This window comes from Paramagnetospirillum kuznetsovii, from assembly GCF_003284725.1.
GTDB lineage: Bacteria > Pseudomonadota > Alphaproteobacteria > Rhodospirillales > Magnetospirillaceae > Phaeospirillum > Phaeospirillum kuznetsovii.
Genome location: NZ_PGTO01000032.1, coordinates 1 through 22888, shown reverse-complemented (window position 1 = coordinate 22888; position 22888 = coordinate 1). Strand labels below are relative to the sequence as shown.

At 59.2% G+C, this 22888-nt stretch carries 19 protein-coding genes and 1 tRNA gene; 9 read left to right on the top strand and 11 right to left on the bottom strand.

The features are described from left to right. The 3 genes from CU669_RS21650 to CU669_RS19935 form a co-directional block, all read left to right on the top strand. Positions 1 to 594 (top strand): hypothetical protein (locus tag CU669_RS21650; RefSeq protein ID WP_205119516.1); only part of this gene is annotated, 594 nt, incomplete at its 5' end. A 124-nt stretch (positions 595 to 718) separates the two neighbouring features. Continuing rightward, positions 719 to 1366 carry a ParA family partition ATPase gene (gene parA / locus CU669_RS19940; RefSeq protein ID WP_112147350.1) on the top strand — a complete coding sequence of 216 codons (648 nt, stop codon included), beginning with the start codon at positions 719 to 721 and terminating at the stop codon, positions 1364 to 1366. Continuing rightward, positions 1363 to 1644: a ribbon-helix-helix domain-containing protein gene (locus CU669_RS19935; RefSeq protein ID WP_112147349.1), complete on the top strand. Its 282-nt coding sequence runs from the start codon at positions 1363 to 1365 to the stop codon at positions 1642 to 1644. The genes parA and CU669_RS19935 overlap by 4 nt, the downstream gene beginning before the upstream one ends. Before the next feature lie 119 nt (positions 1645 to 1763). Here the strand turns inward: CU669_RS19935 and CU669_RS19930 are convergent, their stop codons facing one another. Both CU669_RS19930 and CU669_RS19925 read right to left on the bottom strand, forming a co-directional pair. After that, on the bottom strand, positions 1764 to 2180 hold the full coding sequence (locus CU669_RS19930) for a putative toxin-antitoxin system toxin component, PIN family (protein ID WP_112147348.1): 417 nt from the start codon (positions 2178 to 2180) through the stop codon (positions 1764 to 1766). Between the two features lie 3 nt (positions 2181 to 2183). After that, positions 2184 to 2468: a type II toxin-antitoxin system Phd/YefM family antitoxin gene (locus CU669_RS19925; protein ID WP_112147347.1), complete on the bottom strand. Its 285-nt coding sequence runs from the start codon at positions 2466 to 2468 to the stop codon at positions 2184 to 2186. A 704-nt stretch (positions 2469 to 3172) separates the two neighbouring features. Here CU669_RS19925 and CU669_RS19915 point away from each other — a divergent pair. The 5 genes from CU669_RS19915 to CU669_RS19900 all read left to right on the top strand — a co-directional run bounded on the left by CU669_RS19915 (position 3173) and on the right by CU669_RS19900 (position 9972). Then, positions 3173 to 4744, top strand: a complete 1572-nt coding sequence (locus tag CU669_RS19915; protein WP_112147345.1) for an AAA family ATPase — start codon at positions 3173 to 3175, stop codon at positions 4742 to 4744. A gap of 2 nt (positions 4745 to 4746) precedes the next feature. Continuing rightward, on the top strand, positions 4747 to 4878 hold the full coding sequence (locus CU669_RS22095; RefSeq protein WP_275667827.1) for a metallophosphoesterase family protein: 132 nt from the start codon (positions 4747 to 4749) through the stop codon (positions 4876 to 4878). Then, the gene (locus CU669_RS19910; RefSeq protein WP_112147344.1) at positions 4871 to 5776 is read left to right on the top strand and encodes a hypothetical protein; all 906 of its coding nucleotides are present in this window, start codon (positions 4871 to 4873) and stop codon (positions 5774 to 5776) included. Before CU669_RS22095 ends, CU669_RS19910 begins: the two co-directional genes overlap by 8 nt. 929 nt (positions 5777 to 6705) lie before the next feature. Further along, entirely contained in the window at positions 6706 to 9246 is a 2541-nt protein-coding gene (locus CU669_RS19905; RefSeq protein WP_146747818.1) for a hypothetical protein, read from the top strand. 12 nt (positions 9247 to 9258) lie between these two features. Then, positions 9259 to 9972 carry a hypothetical protein gene (locus tag CU669_RS19900; protein ID WP_112147342.1) on the top strand — a complete coding sequence of 238 codons (714 nt, stop codon included), beginning with the start codon at positions 9259 to 9261 and terminating at the stop codon, positions 9970 to 9972. A 582-nt stretch (positions 9973 to 10554) separates the two neighbouring features. Here the strand turns inward: CU669_RS19900 and CU669_RS19895 are convergent. The 9 genes from CU669_RS19895 to CU669_RS22090 form a co-directional block, all read right to left on the bottom strand. Then, positions 10555 to 11751, bottom strand: coding sequence for a DNA-primase RepB domain-containing protein (locus CU669_RS19895; RefSeq protein ID WP_112147341.1), 1197 nt, complete (start codon positions 11749 to 11751; stop codon positions 10555 to 10557). A 248-nt stretch (positions 11752 to 11999) separates the two neighbouring features. After that, a complete protein-coding gene (locus CU669_RS19890) occupies positions 12000 to 12299 on the bottom strand; it encodes a helix-turn-helix transcriptional regulator (protein ID WP_112147340.1) in 300 nt (99 codons plus the stop codon). Between the two features lie 252 nt (positions 12300 to 12551). Beyond that, the gene (locus tag CU669_RS19885) at positions 12552 to 13886 is read right to left on the bottom strand and encodes a tyrosine-type recombinase/integrase (protein ID WP_112147339.1); all 1335 of its coding nucleotides are present in this window, start codon (positions 13884 to 13886) and stop codon (positions 12552 to 12554) included. 156 nt (positions 13887 to 14042) lie between these two features. Continuing rightward, positions 14043 to 14118 (bottom strand) — tRNA-Glu (locus CU669_RS19880). A 71-nt stretch (positions 14119 to 14189) separates the two neighbouring features. Further along, positions 14190 to 15959 carry a single-stranded-DNA-specific exonuclease RecJ gene (gene recJ, locus CU669_RS19875; RefSeq protein WP_112147338.1) on the bottom strand — a complete coding sequence of 590 codons (1770 nt, stop codon included), beginning with the start codon at positions 15957 to 15959 and terminating at the stop codon, positions 14190 to 14192. A gap of 157 nt (positions 15960 to 16116) precedes the next feature. Further along, positions 16117 to 17106 carry a class II fructose-bisphosphatase gene (gene glpX / locus CU669_RS19870; protein ID WP_112147337.1) on the bottom strand — a complete coding sequence of 330 codons (990 nt, stop codon included), beginning with the start codon at positions 17104 to 17106 and terminating at the stop codon, positions 16117 to 16119. Positions 17107 to 17122: 16 nt separating this feature from the next. Then, positions 17123 to 18409, bottom strand: coding sequence for a homoserine dehydrogenase (locus CU669_RS19865; RefSeq protein ID WP_112147336.1), 1287 nt, complete (start codon positions 18407 to 18409; stop codon positions 17123 to 17125). Continuing rightward, positions 18406 to 19632: an LL-diaminopimelate aminotransferase gene (locus tag CU669_RS19860; RefSeq protein WP_112147351.1), complete on the bottom strand. Its 1227-nt coding sequence runs from the start codon at positions 19630 to 19632 to the stop codon at positions 18406 to 18408. Before CU669_RS19860 ends, CU669_RS19865 begins: the two co-directional genes overlap by 4 nt. A 14-nt stretch (positions 19633 to 19646) precedes the next feature. Continuing rightward, positions 19647 to 20774, bottom strand: coding sequence for a hypothetical protein (locus tag CU669_RS22090; protein ID WP_112147335.1), 1128 nt, complete (start codon positions 20772 to 20774; stop codon positions 19647 to 19649). 217 nt (positions 20775 to 20991) lie between these two features. Between CU669_RS22090 and CU669_RS19850 the strand changes: the two genes are divergently transcribed. After that, positions 20992 to 22788 carry a PHA/PHB synthase family protein gene (locus CU669_RS19850; protein ID WP_112147334.1) on the top strand — a complete coding sequence of 599 codons (1797 nt, stop codon included), beginning with the start codon at positions 20992 to 20994 and terminating at the stop codon, positions 22786 to 22788. The last annotated feature ends 100 nt before the right edge of the window (positions 22789 to 22888 follow it).

Here is a 22888-nt window from a genome sequence, read left to right as displayed (position 1 = left end):
CGCCAGCGTCAAACTCATCATGCGGCGATTGGCTCGGGGGTAATGCAATCAGACCGATTCAGATTCAGACTCTTAGACGGAAAGACAATTGGGTGCACGATTTTGGGGGCCAAGACCCGTGTCGGACATGGGGTAAAGGACGACCCACGCGTTGCGGTGATCGACGCGACAACCGCGCCAGCTATCCATCTAATTGATGTTGCGGGTCTGGTCCCGGGTGGTCAGGCGCAGACCATCGTGCCCTGCCTAAACAGCAATTCGGCGTTAAAGATGGCCATAATCCGGCAAGGGGAGCGGATCTTTCCTGGGTGCGGAGTTTCAGCTTACAGCATTCGTCATCAATTGGCGGCTGAAGCGCATGATCGTGCATCGAAGGGAACCGGAGGATTTAGCAATGAAATGCGTAGTCAATTCCTTGGCCACAGCAGTGCCAGGATGAGCGGGCAATATGGACTTAAGCGTCAGGCACGTGGATTCTTCCAGCCTGTGGCAGCGTCGGGCATGGCCGTACGGCATTTAGATGAGACCGGGATTTCGACAAGTTTAAAAGCCAGAGAGGCCGACCCGTCGGGTGCCGTGGGAAGCCCGAGGTAAAAATCATAGTGCCGCCTCCTTAGATGGTCTGGCGGTGACGACGGCTGCTCTTTGATAATTCGGCAATCAGCACCATATTATACATGTATCACATGATACAGTTATAAAAGGATGCTGGTATACCATGCTAAAAAGACCGAAGGTTATCGCGATTCTGGCGCAGAAGGGCGGTAGCGGCAAAACAACAACGGCGGTTCATCTAGCGGTCGCCGCATCGCAAAGTGGGCTGTCAGTGGCGATCATCGATATGGACAAGCAGCGCAGTGCCGCGCACTGGCATGAGAGCCGCCACGCGGACGTGCCATTGTTGGCTGAATCCAATGGATCCAACCTGCCCGACGTGATTCAGTCCTGTGTCGTTGAAAAAATTGACTTGATCATCATTGACACAGCGCCCCATAGCGATGTGGATGCAGTTGCGGCAGCGCGGCAGGCAGACTACGTTTTGATCCCATGTCGGCCGACTATTTTGGATCTACGCGCCATCGCGCCTACCGTGGATATCGTCGCAACGGCCAATGTTCGGTCTGCGATCATCTTGACCGCATGTCCGAGTCGCAGAAGCTTCGCAGAGGCTGGCGCGGTTTCCGAATCTCGCGCAGCGCTAGATGCTTATGGGCTTCCTATCTGGCCTGGCCAGATTTCAGATCGTGTTGCCTATCACCACGCTCTCATTGACGGTCAATCTGTCACGGAATACGAAAAACGCGGCAAGGCTGCTGCGGAGATCAGCAGCCTCTGGAATTGGTTATACAAGGAGATTTCACAATGAGTAGCAAGCGCGCTTCTCTGACCAAGTCGCCGCTGCGTCGACCCGGCGTTGGTGTCGTTCCAGCCCCAGTCTCGTCAGATGACGTCAAGGTGGCGACGCCGAAGAGCGGCGGGTTGCGTGAGCGTTCAGCCCAGCAGACCATCTACATCAACCGTGAGGCCGCGAGGCAGCTCAAGCGGATGGCCATTGCTCAGGATTGTAAAGTACATGATCTGATGATCGAGGCGATCAATGATCTTTTTGCCAAAAATGGCTTGCCTCAGATCGCCGCAGCGTGAATGTATACAGGTATACCTGCATAACGATATGCGGGTATCAAGCGATGAAAGTATGCTTTTATCCTTTGCGGTTCCGTACTGCCCACAATGCGCCTTTGAAGGCTTGTGGTTGTAAGTTGCTACCCACCGTGCCGGGACCAGAACTCGGCTGGGGTGATGATCGGATACCGCGTGGCTAGGGTCAGCAGATCGCGATCACCGGTGACCAAGTAATCTGCCTTGGCCGTCAATAAAGTCCCCAGGACTGGCTGATCGGCGGCGTCACGTAACTCGGTGTCATCGGCTGAGTCCGGCTCGACCAGATCGACGTTGATGGCCAGAATATCGATGAAGTCCGCGAATTCTGCTTCGCTCCAATTCAGTCGGTGGTTCAGCCTAGGCAGAACGCGAGCCAACTCATCCAGGATATAGCGAGACAGCACCACGACGAGGCCGCCCTGTCGCCACGCCGCAACAATGCGCCCCGGGACACCGCCGGGATAGGCAATGCCGGACACGAGGACGTTGGTGTCCAACACCACACGCAATGTCGGCACGCCTCAGCCCTTTCTTGCGAGCGCTGAACGCTCCTCGGCGACAATGGCGTCAATCTCGGCCAAGCCGTCTTCCTCGGGAATGCCGGCAAAGGCGCTCGCCATACGGCTAGAGAGAGCATCGAAGCGATCTTGCATCCGGCGGATGCGACCGAACAGTCCCGCGTCGATTAGTGCCGCCACCGGCTTGCCGTCCTTGTTGATGACGATGCTGTCATGGCGATACTGCACTTGGTTAATCATCTCTCCCAGGTTCTGGCGAAAGCTGACGGCATTGGTTTCGGTAATCATGAGAGCCTCACACAAATCACATTGATCAGTATGATCATAACGATTGAAGATTCAAGAAATAAGCTTGGGGCGTGGTTAGAGGCACTCCGCCGCCAGGACAATCTATGTCTCACACGCATGGGGCAATTTGAGGCCATGCTTGGTCTTGCTGACACGCCAACCAAACCTGACCGCCGAAATCCCCTGCTGCTCTTCCTTCGCGGTGATGATGCGCTCGCGGACCAAACTGTAGGGCAAGCTAAGATGAACCATTGAGATGGACCTGCACGCGATTCGGGATGCCGGTTCGAGCTGGCGTAGCGACAATTTTGCCATCACACGGAATCAAGCATACGCAGACATGCTTCTTATTTCGATGTCTCGCAAGAAGTACATGCCTGCATTATTTGTATATAATTCACTATCGAGAAAAGGTTTTCATTAATGGCTTCGCAAATGCGGGGTTTTGCAGTGCGCAAATCGCAATATACATCTGTTTTTCCCATGAAGACATCTAAAATTTTTGAAGATATTTTCATTTACGATGCCACGTTAATTTGCAATCGTCCCGCATGATGGATTGTTGCTGTGGCCGAGATCATGATCAAGGTGCTGAGATAAATGCTGGCGTTTTTTGACCTCGAAGCATCAGGCCTGCACGCTACGTCGTTCCCGCTGAGCCAAGTCCGGAATGATCCGTTGGCGCGACTTGGAAGGCCAATGTGATGGAGCAGCTTGACCTCGCCAGTTGGCGCAAGGCTAACCCTGAGCGACTTGAGCGCCAGCTCAACGATTATATCGCTATGCTGGCTCGCCTCACAGAGCCAGTCACCAGCGAAAGCATGGACCTTCAATACCTGTTGGGCAACGCCGCGGGTCATGCGGGCTCACGCCGATCTTCTGCTGCATTTTTTCTTGCTGAAAAGCTCGGATATAGTGATGTGAACGATGATTTATCCTATAGCTGGATGGCTGTTGCTGCGTTGTCTCATTCGGCTTTTGATGATGCACCATCCGCAGCCCGTATGATCATCGCTATCAAGTTAATCGATATGGCCCCGGCGGGAGATCTATGGACTGATCATCCCGTCAACAAGTGCGATTCCGCAAAGCTCCGACTGCTGGCACTGGCCTGGGTCAATCAGAATCTTACCCGCGGATTATACAGCCCCGGCACCGCTCGGGCGACGTTCGAGCGTATGGGCCAGATCGGTTCCGTCGTACTGGAGAAGATGGCCGAGGCTCAGGCTTACAAGGCTGCCAATGAGCAGGACAAGTCCTCCAAGCCTGCTTCCAAGCTGATGACTGCCTTGGACAAGACTAAGGCTGTTCAGCCCGATACTGCCAGAGGTTCCGTCAGTGGCGAAGCCTCTCCCGTCATCGATGGGCCGACCATGATCGTCTGTCGCTCTATCGGTGTAACAGGAAAGTCCTCGGAGGCTGGCAAGCTTAGTGGCGACGACAAATCAATCGCAGCGTCGTGGAAATGTTTAACCGAGCCAATGGCCCTGGCTATCGGACCGGCGCCGGACACGCTCGCCCATATCTTGAGCTCCGAATTTCCTTGGATGTCCAGGGTGATTGCCGCCATTTGCGGCGACCTGACGCTCCGGCGTCAGGTCGGCATCAACTGGGCCAAGTGGCGGCCGACGATTTTGGTCGGGCCGCCCGGCTCAGGCAAGACCCGCTTCGCCCGCCGCCTGGCCGAGCTGCTCAAGATAGGCTTTGGCGAGATAAACGTTGCTGGATCGAGCGACAACCGGTTGTTGCAGGGCACCGCTCGCGGCTGGGGAACGGCAATGCCATGCTACCCGGTCTGTGTCATGCGTCAGTCCGCGACGGCCAATCCGCTGATCCTGGCGGACGAGCTCGACAAGCCTAAGCCTGACGGACGCAATGGCGATATTCGGGCAACGCTTTTGACGATGCTGGAACCACTCAACGCGCGTTCCTGGCCCGATGAGTGCCTTGTCGCTCCGGTGGACTTGTCGGCCGTGAACTGGATTGCCTGCGCCAATGATGCGGAGCCGCTTCGCGGCCCGCTGTTGACGCGGCTCAGAGTCATCCAAGTGCCGGTGCCAAGCGAAGCGCACTTCGATGCGGTTTTGCGTGGCATGCGGCGGGATCTGTCGGTTGAGCTGGGCGTCTCTATCGGTGATCTGCCGGAGTTTCCCCATCAGGCCGAGGATGCGTTACGTAACGGATTCCGTCGGGGGATCTCGCTGCGCCGGGTGCGTGCCGCCGTAGAGGGCGCCCTGCTGGCAGGAGGTGGTTTTGGGAACGTGAAGAGGCATTGATCATGACCAACTTCTTTACTGCCGACCTCCGCCTTGGTCACGCAAATATCATCAAGCTGTGCAAGCGCCCCTTCGAGGACGTCGTGGCGATGGATCGTGCCATCATCGATCGTTGGAATGGCATATATGACTGACCGTTATAAATACATCGTCCCCCGCTTGATGGCAGAGTTGATCCATTGCGACGAGTTTCTGGATTCCATCGCGATCGCTGCCATAGATTTTCTCGATGATGCCGCTCGTCGCAAAGAATTTGCGGCGATCCTGCGGAGCAGAGAAGCCATCCGCATCGCTCCTCGAATTTACGGCTGGCAGGATCCGTTTGGGGCACTCATGTTGTCACAGTATGGCCGCTCCGGTTGGCCAAAAATGCCAGCTCCTCATCTCGTGGCGGGGGCGATGGCCCGGCAATACGGATGGCGCTTGGCTGTGCCCACCGAGATCGCCAAGCATGTCCTTGGCCTAGTCGAGCGGCCCGTGGTTTTACATAAAATCCCCTTCGACCAGAACCAGACCCGGCAATACGCCAAGGCCAAGTTGACCTTGGTGCCGAGCCCTGCCGACCTGCTCTTCTTGTCGCCAGCCGGTCAATGCCTGAGGCAGGGGCTGCCGCACGATGCTTCGGCTCCGGGCTTGGTCGAGATCGGCGAGCAGGCCGGTGGCGCTGCAATCTCGGCTCCCGCATTTCTGAATTGGTTGCGGGAGGATCTAGCGGATGGGCGCCTGAACGAGCGGGAGGTTATGGTTGCGGAGGCAATCATTGCCAATGCCGGCAACATTTCGCTCCGGGCTCCCAGAGAGTTTAATCCGCCGCCAGCGGAAGATGAAGTGGCGGCCTTGGACGGCTGGTGGCAGTTCGAAGAAAACGGGCTGGTGTGCTTAGCAGCGCGGCATATCAGAAATCACCCGTATTTAGAGAATGACGGAAAGATCAAGCGGACAAGTCCCGTGATATGGCTCGACGAGAGGCTGGGCTTCGCACGCACGCGGTCGCGGCTCTATCGGCTGGGGAAGAAGGAGGGGCGGTCGTGACAAGCAGCAGGTTCGTAATCATGGCTCAGAGGCGTTCGTATGGCTTGAAGCTATTCGCAGGGTCATACCCTACGCGAAATCGCTGCAATATCGCGGAGGCAAATTCAGCCCTGCTTTCAGAAGTGACCTGAACGACATTGAGGCATGGGTTCCGACCCCTTGGCTCTGGTTCACACTCATCATTCGATAGAAACACAGATCAGCCAGCCCAGTTGATCAGCGTCTAGCTGGGTTTCGTTTGCTCTGGGCCAACGGCTGAGGAATTCATGCCGTTGGTGCTGGATACCTGAGCCATTGCAACCGAGGGGACGGCCCGAAGAGGTCGGCTCTTCATAGACTCAGGCAAAGACTGTATAGGTGATACGTATTACCTATCAAATAAACCATCAGAACGTCATGTTGTTATGCAGTCAAAAAATATTTTTATGCCCAAATATCGTTGCAAACAAAGGGCTCTCCGAGGGTTGCCATGCCGTAAACGACAGTAATTGCATTGGTCTGTATTGAATATTATGTTTTGATGCGCTACTCTTAACCGTGTTACAAACTGAATCTGTGGAGATTTGCGATGACACGGGCATGGACGAGAGAGGACTTCATAGCGTTCACCGCAAGATTCCCAACTCGACAGGCTGTAGCCAATGCCATTGGAGTTACCGGGCCTCTGGTGACAATGATTTTGACTGGCAAACGTAATGTATCAAGTCTGGTGCAGACAGCGTGCGAAGCCGTGTTGTTGCGTGAGCGACTGGCGATATTGTCAGCAGTTCAGGCTCAAGCCGAGGGCCAACAACAGGCGGCCTAAAAAGACTTCAGGCTCACCTGGCAGGGTGAGCCTGAAAATAACGACGCCGGAGTGCGCAGCAATCCTTTATCTGCAGAAATAGGATAGCCGCACTCCAGGCAAAAAACAAGCTGGAGAATGCGTTATGGCTATAGATATTGTAAATTTTCCGATACCCACTTTGGTTTTTGCCCGCGATCGCGCAGAAGCGACCATCGGCAGGATGGTGTTTGATCTGCTCAATATCCCCGTCGTGTCGGTCGATGAATTGCCGGATGATGTGCGGACCGATAGCATTACGCTCAGGTATAAGGAGGAGGACTGCTTAATTGTTGGCATTCCAGCAGTTGGTGAAGATCACGATCTCGCACTGTCGTTGATCAATGCAGGTACCAACGATCCCTTTATTGCTGGAGATGTCGATTTTGAGATGCTTTTACCGTCCATCTCCGAAATCAAAACCATCACAGAGGCGAGAGCATGGCTGACCGATACCAATAAAGGCTTGGCCAGCAAATGCAAACAAGCGAATCGTGTTGTGCTTACCGGCAACTCCCCTCTTGGAAGGCAGCAAAAGCAGGATGCTGCTAATATTGTGGAACTGACCCGGCGACTGGCTGAACAACATGAGCAGCGTAAAGCTGAGATGATTGCCGAGATTGAGCGCGACATGACGGCATTCATCGTTCGGCTTGAAAATGATCCAGCGCTCGCTAACTGTGACGAATGCGGCGAACTAATACGTCGAATCGAAGAATACCATCCAAATGCTATCAGCCACTTTCAGAACACATTGGCCAGTGTGCGGCTGCGGAACACAGTACACGCTCTCGGATACAGTATCTCTAGCGGAGATGAATATTACCATTTTATTGGTGATGGCAAAGGCGTAATCACGCGAACAAAGCGCGATTTTGCCAGCAACAACATCATGACATTCACTCCGATCGCGCCTGCGGAATTTTGGCTTGAAAACTTCCCAAAGCTAGACGCGAACGGCATGCCAACGGCGAAGATCGACCCAGCGAAGATCGGTGTCGCGCTCCAAAAGCTTTGCCGTGCCCATGAATATTGGAGCGAACGTGACCAGAATGAGCGGCTACGAGGGCGTGGCACCTGGATTGACACCACCATTGCCGGCGCTGAGATCGCCGTTACGCACTATGGCTCCAAACTGCACATCACCGACACCGACGGCTCGCTGACCGAAACCGATTTGGATGGCGGCCACTTTGGCAACCGCCTTGGCCATTACATCTATCTCGCCAAGGGCGCGATGGCTCGGCCCAATGTAAACTCTGACATTACTCAAGCCGAGGCGGACAAGCTTCGTAGCATCACCCTGCGGCTGCGATGGCAGGATCCTGTCAGCGCTCACCTGCTCGCCGGATTCATTATGAGTGCACCAATCTGCGGTGCGCTGAAGTGGCGCACTCACCTATGGATCGAGGGCGGTGCCGGATCGGGAAAGACTTGGCTCCTGTCAAATGTCCTCATGCCACTGATGCCGACACTCCTGGGGGCTCAGTCAGATTCAACAGCAGCGGGCCTCCGTCATGCCCTGGATTCCGACGCGAAGCCCATTTCATTTGATGAGGCAGAAGGGGAGACCGAAAAGGACAAAATCAATATTGGCAATGTTGTTCATCTGGCTCGCGCAGCTTCGAGCGCTGGAGCAGCGTCATATAAAGGGACCGCAGATGGAAAGGGGACGTCGTATTCTCTGTACACAATGTTTGTTTTTGCCAGCATCGGCGTAACCCTCAATCAGGGTGCCGACGCAAGCCGCATTGCTCGTTTAGCCATCAAACCACCACCCAATATCAATCTCGACCCTGACGGTAATGCCGCAGCTCAGGCAAAATTTGTACAGTTGCAAAAGGATATTCGGGCTCTTTATACACCAGACTTCACAATGCGGCTGCAAGCTCGACGCACCAGGGCTGTGCTTCGCATGGATAAAAACGCAGCATTGTTAGCCGATATTATCGGTTCCATGAGTGGCACGAATCGCATGGGTGATACGCTGTCTCTGATGGCTGGCGATATTGAGTTAAAATACGGCCGCGAGCTCACGCGAGAGGAGATTGAAGCATATCTTTCCGATGCGGGGATCACCGCCGAATATCTAGCAGACAATCACGCAGTTGAGCTCGATCACGTCAAATTGATCAATATCGAATCTCAGCTCATGCTTGAAACCGTGACGAATATTCCGGGTGTAAAAATAGATTTTCCGTTTCGCCAGTGCTCACTTGGCCAATTGATGCTGGATGCGATGGAGTGCGGTGATGGCCTGACCGACAAGCGTGTTGCTAGGTACACCCTGGAGACTGTCGGCTTCAAGATTCTCGATAGCCATGATTCGCGAGCGAAGTTTGATACGGCAAGGCATCCAGGACACCGTTATTACATCGCGATGGCCGCAAATATCAATACATTCGGGCGGCTTAAGGAACTACTGAAACGATCTTCAAATGCATCGCAATGGGAAAACACCGCTCCAGCGATTATCAAATCAGGATTCAGTAATTTACTACTGGACGACAAGCCAAGGCAGCAGATGTTTTATGGGATTCCGAACCAAATACCATGCTTCATCTTTAGCCCGGAGCTCTTTATCAACAAGACTGCGACAAGCAGCAAGCTCCATGAATTCGCTAATGACGATGAAGCCGCAGCATAGGGAGGGAGGGACATGACAAACATGCTGACAGTCGTACGTAGCTCAAGCGGTAAAATTCTGCTGGACGTGACCCTCAGCGACCGCTATCGCAGCAACATCAACGTGATCATGGCCAGTTCACCTGCCGAATCCCGCTCCGATGGGTACCGATTCGACACGTTAGCCGGGTGCCGCTGCATGGACAGCGCCGATATCATCCGGATCTCTTCGAGCACACCAGAGCAACACATTGAAGCGGGTGTGATCGCGGCTCGGATGGTAGTTTTCAAAGGCTGGCAGGTACCAAGGATCACCAGCGCCAGCGACGAGATTGCAAACACCGCGCTCGGATTGCTGAGCCGACTAGGCTGGCCGAGTCACGATCTTCTCGTGTCTGAGCGACATCGCGCCGTTCGCGACTGGCTTCAGCATTACTCACCACTTGATCTTTTGACAGACGAAAAACTCCTTAACACCGCAGTCCGCATGGTTCGTGCCGTCCTTCCATATCCAAATTCGTCGGAGGACCTGCGCCAAGTCGAACGGCTGTTGCGGATATTTGCTGGCTCGGATGAAGAGGCTCGGCGCATCAAGGAACAGGAAGCCCATGCCGGCCTAGGCCTAGCATCAGCGCGCGGCTTTCAGAATACATTTATCAACAACCGCGCCCACGACCACGCTTTATTCGAACACGATATTGATTCCATAAAGCCGTTGATGGACGAGGCCCAGAGCGAGGCTGTTTGAACCGATCTCTATCATTCAGAACAAGTGAGGCCTGAGAAACCGCTATTTCTCATGCCTTTTTGCTGCCGATATTGTGCTTGATCAACATCTATCAATATCGTTTTCAATATCGATGAATCGATTAACATGTTGATATATATATAATTTTAGCGCATTGCCCCGGATATTGAGGATATTGAGGCCCTGTTACCCATATTGACGCGAGATTTGTCGCCGACCCGGAACGGTTCGCCTGGGCGAAACGAGGCCGATTAAATTATCACATAACTGAAAGGGTATTTCCTCGCAAAGCCATCAATACCATTCAATATCCATAATATCATCAATAGGATTATAAAAAACGTTTATCTGCAATGGTTTGGCGTTGATATAGATATTGAGTGGATATTGAAGGATCTTGAAAACGCTCAATATCTTTCTGTAATACTCACGTAAATGCCCGCGCCCGCTCGCTGCGTCTGAAGCCGCAGACGAGATAGAGACGGCTCCGCCGTCTCTAGCGTTAGCCTCTGCCTACGGCTGTAGTTACACAAGATTTATTGACGCTGATGAGGTGCCTCAGGGGCACGCCACCAAGATAGGCTAGACAGCCGCTTTTGCGCTCATAACCGTCCGTAGCATGTACCCAGCCGGGTCACGGTGCCGCCGACCTGTCATGGTCGGCGTGCAAGCCAGCAGCACGGCGATAGCCTCGACCAACCCAGCGCCGCGATTGATCAAACCAATGGCAATCTGGAAATCGGCCCGGCTGGCGTCCAGATTGGCGCCATAGCGTTCGGACAGCCTCAGAAAGTTGTCCTGGGCATATTGAAGTAGCCACGGCCTCGCCTGGCAGGCAGCGATCTTGGCCCGGCCGTCCTCAGATAACTGCTGCTCGCCTAATCCAGCCATCCTGACGGGCGCGGCCTTCTTGGTCGCTTCTGCCCGCATCTCGACAATGAACGCCCTGGTACGTTCACAGATCGTCCCTGGGCGCCCATCGATCAGATCCACAGTTGGGTAGCGGCCCATAGATGTTTCGTATTTCGGCTTGCGGTTCTGGAATCCAGTCGCACGGAACGGGTGGATCTGGCCGCCAATTCCGGCGTCGCCATATAGCTCGTTTAGTCGCTTGAAGGTAAAGTTGGCCAGTCGCCGCTCCTGATCATCGCCCAAATCTGATTTTGGCACCGCGAGCACTACCTGCCATGATTGCCAACTGGTGCTTTGGTAGATCAGCGGCCTAAATCCTGATGCATCCATCCGGGCCTTGGCTTCAGGCATAACGTCATCGACAAGAAAATAAGTCAGAGTGTCGCTGAATGGCGTAATGTACACGTTATAGCTGCGCTGCCAATTCCTACAGAACGTCTCTTGGACTGATTCCAACAGCTGTTCATTGGTGTAGAATACTTCTTCTGTCTCATTCCTGTGCTTGCCTGACCGATAGGTGCGACCAACATCACGGTGAAACATTGTCAGCCGGTAGCGGTCAGCGCCCAGTGCGTCCAATTGTTGCCGCCAAGCGGCCTTGACCGCACGCTCTTGGGGCGTCAGTGCCTTGATCCAACCACCACCCTTGGCATCACCACCGGCACCGCCGAATAGGTGCTCGTGTAGGAACGTCACAGCGTCGTGATATGGGCAGGCCCGGAGTTCCATCACCATGTCGATTGCGCCATGCCACCTTGAAGGGCCATGGTAGTCGAGCAGCTTGGCAACGGTGGCCAGCGGTGCCCTCCGATAGCAAGCAATGGTTTCTTTAGCGAGGGCAAAAGCGCTGTCGGCCATCCGGCTCATCTATTGCCCCCCATGTGAACCGTCCGAGACGGCGGAGCCGTCTACAATCGCACCCGCTGCTTTAGCGGCGGTGCGGAGGCGCGGGCACTCCAGGATCACCTGCGGTTCGCGATTAATTAATCTACGTACAGAGCCGATTGGCGGCTGAACGTGAGACCGCCATCGCTTCAATTTCCCCTCTGCAACGCCAAGCGTGGCCACCATTGCTCGGCAACAGAAGCTTGCTGTTTTTCTCATGAAAACCTTTCTCATGCAGCGGTTTCCGCGAACAACACCTTCCTCGGCCGCCCACGCTTCCGCTTCGTCGTCCTGCCAGCTTCTGCAAGACGCTTGTTCAATTCGACTTCTGCGTGCCACGCGGCCAACTGACGGTCTTGATACGCCTCAATGTCGGCAAGTCGCACTGCGCGCCGACCGTCACTGATGCGAAGGATCGGCAGATCGCCGCGCCGCCCAAGCCGCAGAATGGTATCGGTCGACACATTGCCCAGCAGCCGAGCGACCTCGTCCACGGTAATCATTTTGTATTTCGTCAGATCTGCAGACATAACACGACCCAGAAGAAAAGATTCCGGTCGCGCCTCGCCTAGCGTCCGCGCGCGGGACGCCGCAGATCCAGTTTGGTATCCACTGTCGCGTTTCCCCCGCGTTCATCACGAACGCCGTACCCCTCATCGGGGCTCCACAACACTAGCGACTGCTGCGCTTAGCGCGTGGCTTGGCCACCTGTCTCGCATCCCTGGCGGGATGTATGCCATCAATTCTAGCAAGCTATAGCTATTATTGCAATTTCCTGCATTTCACGGATTTTGATTTCTGCGTCGCGCCTTATTTTCCTTTGTCCGAATGCGCGCGCATTCGGCGCAGACGACCGACCCTCGGCTGTTCACGTATGGCGGATGCTGATGGTAGTCGTGGCCATGCTTGCATTGTCCATCAATACCCTGGCGAGATGGTTTTGCTGGCGTTCCTGCGATCACGATAATTGGCGGGAGGGCCGCACGTGCGACCGAATCCGACAGACTGCCGATGTTGGCTGAATAGTGCCGCTCGAGCATCTGAATTGACGTGTCATGGAGCGCTGCGATAATTCGCAGTGGCACGTTGGCCTGGATCTGGTGGACGATATGCGTGTGCCGCAATGCATAGATTGTGAGTTCATCTAGGCCATAGGGCGCAACGTCACCAGGCCTGATTCCTGCGTCCTTAACTGCACGCCGGAAGGGACGATGGTGATGATTGCTTTCGCTGTATGCATCGCCTGTATTCCGTGCCAGCAGCAGTTCATCGCCCCGCTTGCCAGCAGAAGCAGTACGTAGCCGCTTAGCAAGATCAACCGGGATCGCGATGCCCGTGCATTTAATCACCTTTGTGCCTCTGCCTTTCTTGGTTGATGGCATCATCAATCGTGGTTCAGGTCGGTCATCTTGGAGATCAGCTACGACTAGCCGGGCTAGCTGGACTGGGCGGGCTCCGGTCATGGCGGATGCCTCAACGAACAATCCGAACGAATGGCTCTGACCGTAAGCGGCTTCGATCAATCGACCGACCACGGGGATTGGTAAGATGACATTGCGCGATGTTTCCGCGCCAGGTAGGGCCTTGAGGCCGCTTTCCCAGGCCAGACGTGATGTGATGGTCTTGCCCTCATCGAGCTCAATCGCCAGATTGAGCGCAGCCTTAAAAATGGTTGAAAGGCGATTGACTGTCGCCGGCATCAACTCTGATGTCAGACCGTCCCGCCAAGTTCTGAGGTCGGCGGCCTTTAGATCCATGACTGCCGTGGCGGCCATAGCGTCAGACAGATGGGCCTCGAGACGGTCGCAATTTTCGGTGTCACCGCCACGCGTCTTAAGATCGGCTCGGTATGTGTTCATGGCCTGCTGCACAGTGAGTGCCGGAGCAGGTTGCTGCGCGTCAAGGGCATACATGCCTCGATCCATCTCCTTCTCCATGGCGTGCATCCACGTCACAGCAGCGCCATAGGCCGTTCTGGCCTCCTGGCTCTTCTCGTCACCTTTGAAGACGGGGAACATCTGCGATGCGGGTTCTGGCCGAAATCCGACACGTCGAAGTTTGGCCTGGAAACCGAGGAATTGACCTTTTCGGTCTCGTCGCTGAACGATGCTGCCCATGCCCACCTCTCGATTAGATCGAAAAGCTCAATCGCATGGTCACCGAGGGACGTCAATGGGGGAGAAAAATCGGAGATCTCGGAGGAGAAATGTCCCCCAATTATGTCCCGCATTTCTGAGCTTGCGTAAGGCTTGCCTCTAAAGCCTTGAAAGCATTGGCGTCCCCAAGGGGATTCGAACCCCTGTTACCGCCGTGAAAGGGCGGTGTCCTAGGCCTCTAGACGATGGGGACGTCGAGGCGCGAGGGCGACTTGATAGCCGCCTTGGCGGGGAAAATCAAGGGTGCTTTGCCGGAAATCGGCATCATCGGGCAAAAGCGGCGTCGTCGATGGTCAATTGCACCGTCGAGGAGCCCTGCCAGGTGTCGATGCGGAGGGTGCCGGCCAAGTGAAACGGCGCTCCTTGCGAGGCCAGCAGGGCATGGCCCATCTCGGAATCGGCGGCGCGGAAGGCGATGGCTTTCAGGCGTTTGCCGCCCGCTCCCGCCAGCATGACGCGCACATGGCCCGAGCCGACCACGTCGGCCTTGACCACCCGGGCGGCGGTGATGGCGAAGCGGGGTTCCGGGTTGCCGGACCCGAACGGGCCGACCTGGGCCAGGGTTTCCACCAGATCCACCGTGGCCGCTCCGGCATCCAGGGCGCCGTCCAGGTCCAGCAGCGGCACCAGCTCGCCGTCCAACTGCGCCTGCAGTCGCTCGGCCATGAAGTCCTGGAAGTCCGCCAGCTTATGGCGGGCAAGGGTGAAGCCTGCCGCCATGGCGTGGCCGCCGCCCGCCTTGAGCAGGCCGGCCTGACGGGCCGCGATGACGGCGGCGCCCAGGTCGAGGCCGGTGACCGAGCGGCCCGAGCCCTTGCCGGTGTCGCCGTCCAGCGCCACCACGCAGGCGGGGCGGCCATAGCGTTCCTTCAGGCGGCCCGCGACGATGCCGATGACGCCTTGGTGCCAGCCTTCGCCCGCGGCGACAAGCAGGGGCCTGCCGTCGTCGGGGCGGCCTTCCACCTGTTCGATGGCCTCCAGCAGGACGGCGGCTTCGATCTCCTGGCGGTCCTTGTTATAGCCGTCCAACTGGCGGGCGATGTCGGCGGCCTCGGCGGGGCTGTCGGTGGACAGCAGGCGGGTACCCAATTCGGCCTCGCCCACCCGGCCACCGGCATTGACGCGCGGTCCCAGCACATAGCCCAGATGATAGGCGCCGGGGCTTTCCTTGATGCCCGCCACGTCGCCCAGGGCGGCGAGGCCCACATTGTGGCGCTTGGCCATGACCTTGAGCCCCTGGGTCACCAGGGCGCGGTTGACGCCCACCAGCGGCACCACGTCGCAGACCGTGCCCAGCGCCACCAGATCCAGCCAGCGCATCAGGTCGGGGGCGGGACGCGTCTCGAACCATCTCGCCTGCTTGAGGCCGCGATTGAGCCCGACCGCCAGCAGGAAGGCGACGCCCACCGCCGCCAGATGGCCGTGGGGGCTGGTCTCGTCCAGCCGGTTGGGATTGACCACCGCCAGGGCCTGGGGCAGGGCCGCCTCGGCCACGTGATGGTCGACCACGATCATGTCGAGGCCTGCTTCGGCCGCCGCCGCCAACGGATCGAAGGCGGTGGTGCCGCAATCCACCGTCACCACCACGCCGACGCCTTCCGCCTTCAGGCGCAGCAGGGCGGGCGCATTGGGGCCATAGCCCTCGGCCACCCGGTCGGGGATATAGACGGTGACGCGGCCGCCCGCCGCCGCGATGAAATTCCGCAGCAGGGCCGAGGAGGTGGCGCCGTCCACGTCGTAATCGCCGAAGATGCCGATGGTTTCGCCCGAGGTGACGGCGCGCACCAGCCGCTCCACCGCCTTGTCCATGTCCAGAAGATGGCTGGGATCGGGCAGCAGATCGCGCAGGGTCGGATTGAGGAAGGAGGGCGCCTCGTCCAGGCCGATGCCGCGCGCCGCCAGGACGCGTCCCACCAGTTCCGGCAGGCCCAGGCGCTGGGACAGGGCGAGTGCCAGTCTGGCGTCGCCGGTCCGCGACTGCCAGCGGCGTCCGGTCAGTGATCGTTCGACTCCGAGGAACGCCGCCTGGTTCACCTTGGATGCCCCTCAATCGCCGGGCGCATCCCTCCGGGATGCTTGGCTTTCGCTCGCACGCGCTCGCGGGCGCTCCCTGCGGGCCATGGCCCGCCCGGACCTAAGGGCAACGCGCCAGTCGCTGCGCTCCGATTTTTCCGCACTTCAAACGCACTGCTCATAACAGCATGCGGCTGCGGTCCAGGTCGTGGCGGACCGACAGATAGCGGATGGTGCCGGTCACCGAGCGCATCACCAGGGAATGGCTGAGCGCCCGGTTGCCCGGCAACAGCCGCGCCCCCTTGAGCACATGGCCGTCGGTGATGCCGGTGGCGGCGAACATGACCTCGCCCTTGACCATCTCGTCGATGTCCCATTTGCGCTTGGGATCGTCGATACCGGCGTTGCGCGCCGCCATGAAATCGCCCTCCGAGCGGATCAGCAACCGGCATTGCATGCGCCCGCCCAGGCATTTCAGCCCGGCGGCGGCCAGCACGCCCTGGGCGGCGCCGCCCGATCCCATATAGACGTCGACGCCGGTTTCCGGCAATCCGGCCGCCAGGGCGCCCGACATGTCGCCGTCGTCGAACAGCATGACCCTGGCACCCGCGGCGTACAGGCGCTCGATCAGATCGGCGTGGCGGGGGCGGTCCAGCACGCTGACGGTGAGGTCGGAGACGGCAAGCCCCTTGGCCTCGGCGATGCGGGCCAGATTATCCTCGGCCGAAAGGTCGAGATCGATGACCCCGGCGGGCAGTTCGGGGCCGACGGCGATCTTTTCCATGTAGGAATGCTGGGGAATTTTGAGAAAGCTGCCTTCCTCGGTCAGCGCCACCACCGACAGCGCGTTATGGGCGCCGCGCGCGCAGATGGAGCGCCCCTCCAGGGCGGTCAGCACGATATCCACCTTGGGACCGGCGCCATTGCCCATGGTCTCGCCGGTATGCAGGGGCTGGGTCTGGTCGTCGCCCTCGCCATTGACGATGACGCCGGTCATGGCCAAGCGGTTGAGGGCGCGGCGCATGGCGGTGCATGCGGCTTCGTCGGCGGCTTTCTCGTCGCCGCGACCGGCATGCTGCGCGGCGGCCAGGGCGGCGGCCTCGGTGACCCGCACCACTTCCAGTGCGAGGTTGCGATCCATTGCGACAATGGCGGTCGGGTCGGCCATGGCTTCCCCTCCTCTATTACAAATTCTCGATGCGGATCAATTGAAGGTCGGCCACCGAGCCGAGCGCCTTGATGCGGGCCACGGCGCGCAGCATGGACGCCTCGTCGGTTTCATGCACAGTCATGACCACCGGCACGGTCTCGGCGGGGGCGCGGCCACGTTGGATGATCTGTTCCATGGATACTTTTTCGTCGCGCAGGGCGGCGGCCACATCGGCGAACACGCCCGGCTCGTCCTTGACCATCAGGCGGATGTAATAGGCGCTGTGATGGGCGCCGGAGGAAGCGGCAGGCAGCGGCATCAGGCTGTCCACCGGCACGCCGAAGGTCGGCATGACGCGGCCGCGGGCCAGGTCCATCAGATCGGCGACCACGGCCGAGGCGGTGGGCCGCGCGCCCGCGCCCCGGCCTTCCAGCACGGTACGGCCGACGAAATCGCCCTCGGTGACGATGGCGTTGAAGGGGCCGCTCACATGGGCCAGCGGGAAGGACAGCGGCACCATGGCGGGATAGACGCGGGCCTCGACCCCTGCCTCGCTGCGTGAGGCGACGCCCAGCAGCTTGATGCGATAGCCTAGTTCGTCGGCATAGCGGATATCCAGCGCCGAGACGTGGCGGATGCCCTCGCAGGCGATGGCCTCCAGATCGATGGGCATGGCGAAGGCGAGGCTGACCAGGATGGCCAGCTTGTGGGCGGTGTCGATGCCGTCGATGTCGAAGGTGGGGTCTGCTTCGGCATAGCCCAGGGCCTGCGCCTCGGCCAGCACGTCGGCGAAGTCGCGGCCCGAATCGCGCATGGTGGTCAGGATGTAGTTGCAGGTGCCGTTCAGGATGCCCATCACCTTGCCGACGGCGTTGCCGGACAGGCCTTCGCGCAGCGATTTGATGATGGGAATGCCGCCGCCGACGCTGGCCTCGAAGCCCATATTGCCGCCCTTGGCCTCGGCGATGCGGGCCAGTTCGACGCCGTGATGGGCGATCATGGCCTTGTTGGCGGTGACCACGCTGCGGCCGCGCTCCAGGGCGGTCTTGACCACGTCGAGCGCGATGCCGCCCGCCCCGCCGATCAGTTCCACCAGCACGTCGTAATCGCAGTCCTTGGCCATGACGCGGGCATCGGTGAAGAACGGCACGCCGTCCAGCGGCAGGTCCGACGGTTTGACCAGGGCGGCGGCGCCCACCAGGGTCAGCTTGCGCCCGGCGCGGGAGGCCAGCAGATCGGCCTGATCGTGCAGCAGTTGGACGGTGCCGCCGCCGACGGTGCCGAGACCGGCGATGGCGATTTTCAGGGGGGACTTGCTCATGGACCGGGACTCTTGCGCTGTTTCTCTGATTCCTCGAGCACCTTGTCGTAGTTGCCGAGGAAGGTCTTGATGTTGCGGACCGCTTGGCGGGTACGGTGGCGGTTTTCCACCAGCCCGATGCGGACATAGGAATCGCCGTATTCGCCAAAGCCGATGCCGGGCGCTACCGCCACCTGGGCTTCGCGCATCAGCAGCTTGGAGAATTCCAGCGAGCCCAGATGGGCGAAGGCGGGCGGGATGGGCGCCCAGGCGAACATGGTGGCGGGCGGGCTGGGCACCTGCCAGCCAGCAGCATGAAGGCCCTCGATCAACACGTCGCGGCGATCCTTGTACATGGCGCGGATCTCGTCGACGCAGTCCTGGGGGCCGTTCAGCGCCGCCGAGGCCGCCACCTGGATCGGCGTGAAGGCGCCGTAATCCAGATAGCTCTTGATGCGCCCCAGGGCGGCGATCAATTTTTTGTTACCGGCGGCGAAGCCGATGCGCCAGCCCGGCATGTTGTAGGTCTTGCTCATGGAGGTGAACTCCACGGCGATGTCCTTGGCGCCGGGGATCTGGAGAATGGAGGGCGGCGGCTCCACGTCGAAATAGATCTCGGAATAGGCCAGATCGGACAGGATCCAGATGCCGTGATGGCGGCAGAACTCCACCACCTGGCCGTAGAAATCCAGATCGGCCAGCAGCGCGGTCGGATTGCTGGGATAGTTCAGCACCAGGGCGATGGGCTTGGGCACCGAATGGCGCACGGCACGGTCCAGGGCGCGCAGGAATTCCGCGTCCGGCGTCACCGGCACATAGCGGCACGAACCGCCCGCGATGATGAAACCGTAGGGATGGATGGGATAGCTGGGATTGGGGACCAGCACCACGTCGCCGGGGCTGGTGATGGCATTGGCCAGATTGGCCAGCCCCTCCTTGGAGCCCAGGGTGACGATGCATTCGGAATCGGGGTCGATATCGACGGCGAAGCGGCGCTGGTAATAGGCGCTTAGCGCCTTCCTCAGGCCGGGGATGCCCCGGCTCATGGAATAGCGGTGGGCGCGGGGATTGCGCGCCGCCTCCACCAGCTTGTCGACGATATGGGCGGGGGTCGGCTGGTCGGGGTTGCCCATGCCGAAATCGATGATGTCCTCGCCGTTGGCGCGGGCGCGGGCCTTCATGGCATTCACTTCCGCGAACACATAGGGCGGAAGCCGCTTGATGCGGTGGAACTCCTGATCCATGGCCTTACCGCCCATCAATATTCGATGGAGACCCGAGCGCCGCTGTCGTCGTAGCCGCCGGAAGCCGTATCGGCCGCCACCAGCACCTTGCGGGCGGGAACGCCCATGCCGGTCAGAGCCTTGGCGACCATGTTGGCCCGCTGGGTGGCGACTTCCTCGTCATCGCCGCCCACGAAGGAGATGGGCCCCGAGGACGACAGCCCCAAGACCCGCACCACTCCGCCGGATTGGCGCTGCAACTGGGCCACCTGCTTCAAGGCGGCGCGATCGGCGGCGGTCAGGCCGCCGTCGCGGCCGAACTGGACGGCGGCCACTTCGAACGACGCGGCCGGACCCGAGGGAACGCTGACGCCCTTGGTGCCGCGAATGGCCTTGGTCCCGCGCGGAGCCACCAAATCGGGCGTTCCATAGGAGACGTCGGAGGCATAGGCGGCGCGGCCATAACCCACCGGCGCATTGGCCGGAACCGCATAAGTGTGGACCGGCTGATTGTAGGACGCTTCCGAACGCGGCGGCGGCACCGTGGCGAAGGGGTCGTTCTTGTTGGTGGCGGCGGCGGATTCAGCCAGGCGCTTGGCGTAATGATCGGACAGCACGGTGCGCTTGGTGGGGATGTAGTCGGGGACGTCGGCCCTGGCGGGCGGGCCGCCGGGGGCGGTGGAGGGCGGCGCGTTGGGGCCGTCGTCGCGAGCGCCCTGCATGCGGCGGTCCAGCGACGGCTGATAGCCGCCCTTGCCATTCTGCGCGGCGGCGGATTGACCGGGGCTTGCCTGGGCGACCTGGGTCTGGGCCGGTTGGGTGCGCTTGGCCAATTGCTTGGTCGGCGCCGGTTCGCGCTTGACCGATTCGGCGTATTTTGAATTTTCACGATCGGCCGAGAGGCCCTTCGGCAGCGGCTTGCGCGCCTGATCGGGCGTGGCGGTGACGTCGGGGAAACTTCCGTCCGGTCGCCGAGGCGACGCGATTTCCGGCGTTTCATCGCTACTGATGGTGTTGGCGATCCCCTTGTACCACTCAACTGGGTTGGCGGCGTCTGGAACCCACGAGCATCCGGCGATCAAAGCCGCTGCGACAACACTCTTTCCGACGATGATCGCATGGCGCTCGTGGCGGAGGCGCCAAGCCTCGATGCAATCCAACATGGACGAAACGCAGCCCCCGTTCACGAGAATATGTTTTGATCGAACCGAATTTTGCGGCAAGTTCACGTTTATCAGGCCATGGAACGAAAGTATATAGAACTATGGCACGGACCAGAAGGGGGACGGGGTTGCACCTCTCTCCGCTGGTCAAGACCCCCGAGAGCGTCTATATGCTCATGGGAGTCGCACTCTGGATGCACCGCAATGAGGGGTACTTATGGCTGAACAGAACGGCGCGGATGCCAAGACGATCGATCCGGCGGAACTCTCCAAGGCGATGACCAGCATCGCCGAGCGCAGCCAGCGTATCGTCACCGACTTCCTGACGCGCCAGGCGTCGGACCCCAAATTCGGGTCCGCCGATCCCCTGAATATCGGCAATGCCTTCATGGAAATGACGGCCAAGCTGATGAGCGACCCCGCCAAGGTGGTGGAAGCCAATCTGGGCCTGTGGCAGGACTACATGACGCTGTGGCAGAACACGGCGCGCCGCATGCTGGGCGAAGTTCCCGAACCGGTGGTCAAGCCCGACGCGGCCGACCGTCGCTTCAAGGACGAGATGTGGGAAGAAAACGAGATCTTCGACTTCATCAAGCAGTCTTATCTGCTGTCGGCCCGCTGGATGCAGGGCGTGGTGAAGGATGTTGAAGGTCTCGACGACCACACCGCCAAGAAGGTGGACTTCTACACCCGCCAGTTCGTCGATGCCATGGCGCCGTCGAATTTCGTCATGACCAACCCGGAAGTGCTGCGCGCCACCGTGGAAAGCCGGGGCGAGAACCTGCTGAAGGGCCTCAACAACCTGCTGGACGATCTTGAGCGGGGCAAGGGCAACCTATCCATCAAGATGACCGACTACGACGCCTTCAAGGTGGGCGAGAACATCGCCGTCACCCCGGGCAAGGTGGTCTATCAGAACGAGCTGATCCAGCTGTTGCAGTACACGCCCTCCACCGAGCAGTGCTTCGAGAAGCCGCTGCTGATCGTGCCGCCGTGGATCAACAAGTATTACATCCTGGATCTGCGCCCGAAGAACTCCTTCATCAAGTGGGCGGTGGACCAGGGTCATACCGTGTTCGTCATCTCCTGGGTCAATCCCGACGAGAGCCTGTCCGGGCACGGCTTCGACTCCTATCTGAAGAACGGCACCCTGGCGGCGCTGGACGCCATCGAGAAGGCCACCGGCGCCAAGCAGGTCGACGCCATCGGCTACTGCCTGGGCGGCACCTTGCTGACCTGCACCCTGGCCTATCTGGCCGCCAAGGGTCAGGACCGCATCGCGTCGGCCACCTTCTTCACCACCATGACCGACTTCAAGGAGCCGGGCGAACTGGGCGTCTTCATCGACGAGGAGCAGCTTTCCGCCCTGGAAGAAAAGATGGCCGAGCATGGCTATCTGGACGGCCGCGACATGGCGACCACCTTCAACATGATGCGCGCCAACGACCTGATCTGGTCGTTCGTGGTCAACAACTACCTGCTGGGCAAGGATCCGTTCCCGTTCGATCTGCTGTACTGGAACTCGGATTCGACCCGCATGCCCGCCGCCATGCACAGCTACTATCTCCGCAAGATGTACCAGGAGAACCAGCTGATCGTTCCCGGCGCCGTCGAGCTGCTGGGCGTCAAGATCGACATCACGGCGATCAAGACCCCCGTCTACATGCTGTCCACCCGCGAGGACCATATCGCGCCGTGGCAGAGCACCTATGCCCTGACCCAGCATGTGTCGGGACCGATCAAGTTCGTGCTGTCGGCCTCGGGCCACATCGCGGGCGTGGTCAATCCGCCCGCCGCCAACAAGTATTGCTACTGGACCAACACCAAGAAGCCGAAGAACCCCGACGCTTGGCTGGCCGGCGCCACCGAGGTGCCCGGCTCGTGGTGGACCGACTGGCAGTCTTGGGTGGAGAAGTTCGCGGGCAAGCAGATTCCCGCCCGGGAGCCCGGTGCCGGAAAGCTGAAGGTGATCGAGGACGCCCCCGGCGCCTATGTGAAGAACCGGCTGGCCTAGAGCGGCGTGCGTCAAATCAGACGCGCGTCGCGATCAGCGGCCATTGAGGCCGCGGCCAAGCGGCCGGAGGGCCGCGCCCGGTGAGGGGCAGACATAATGC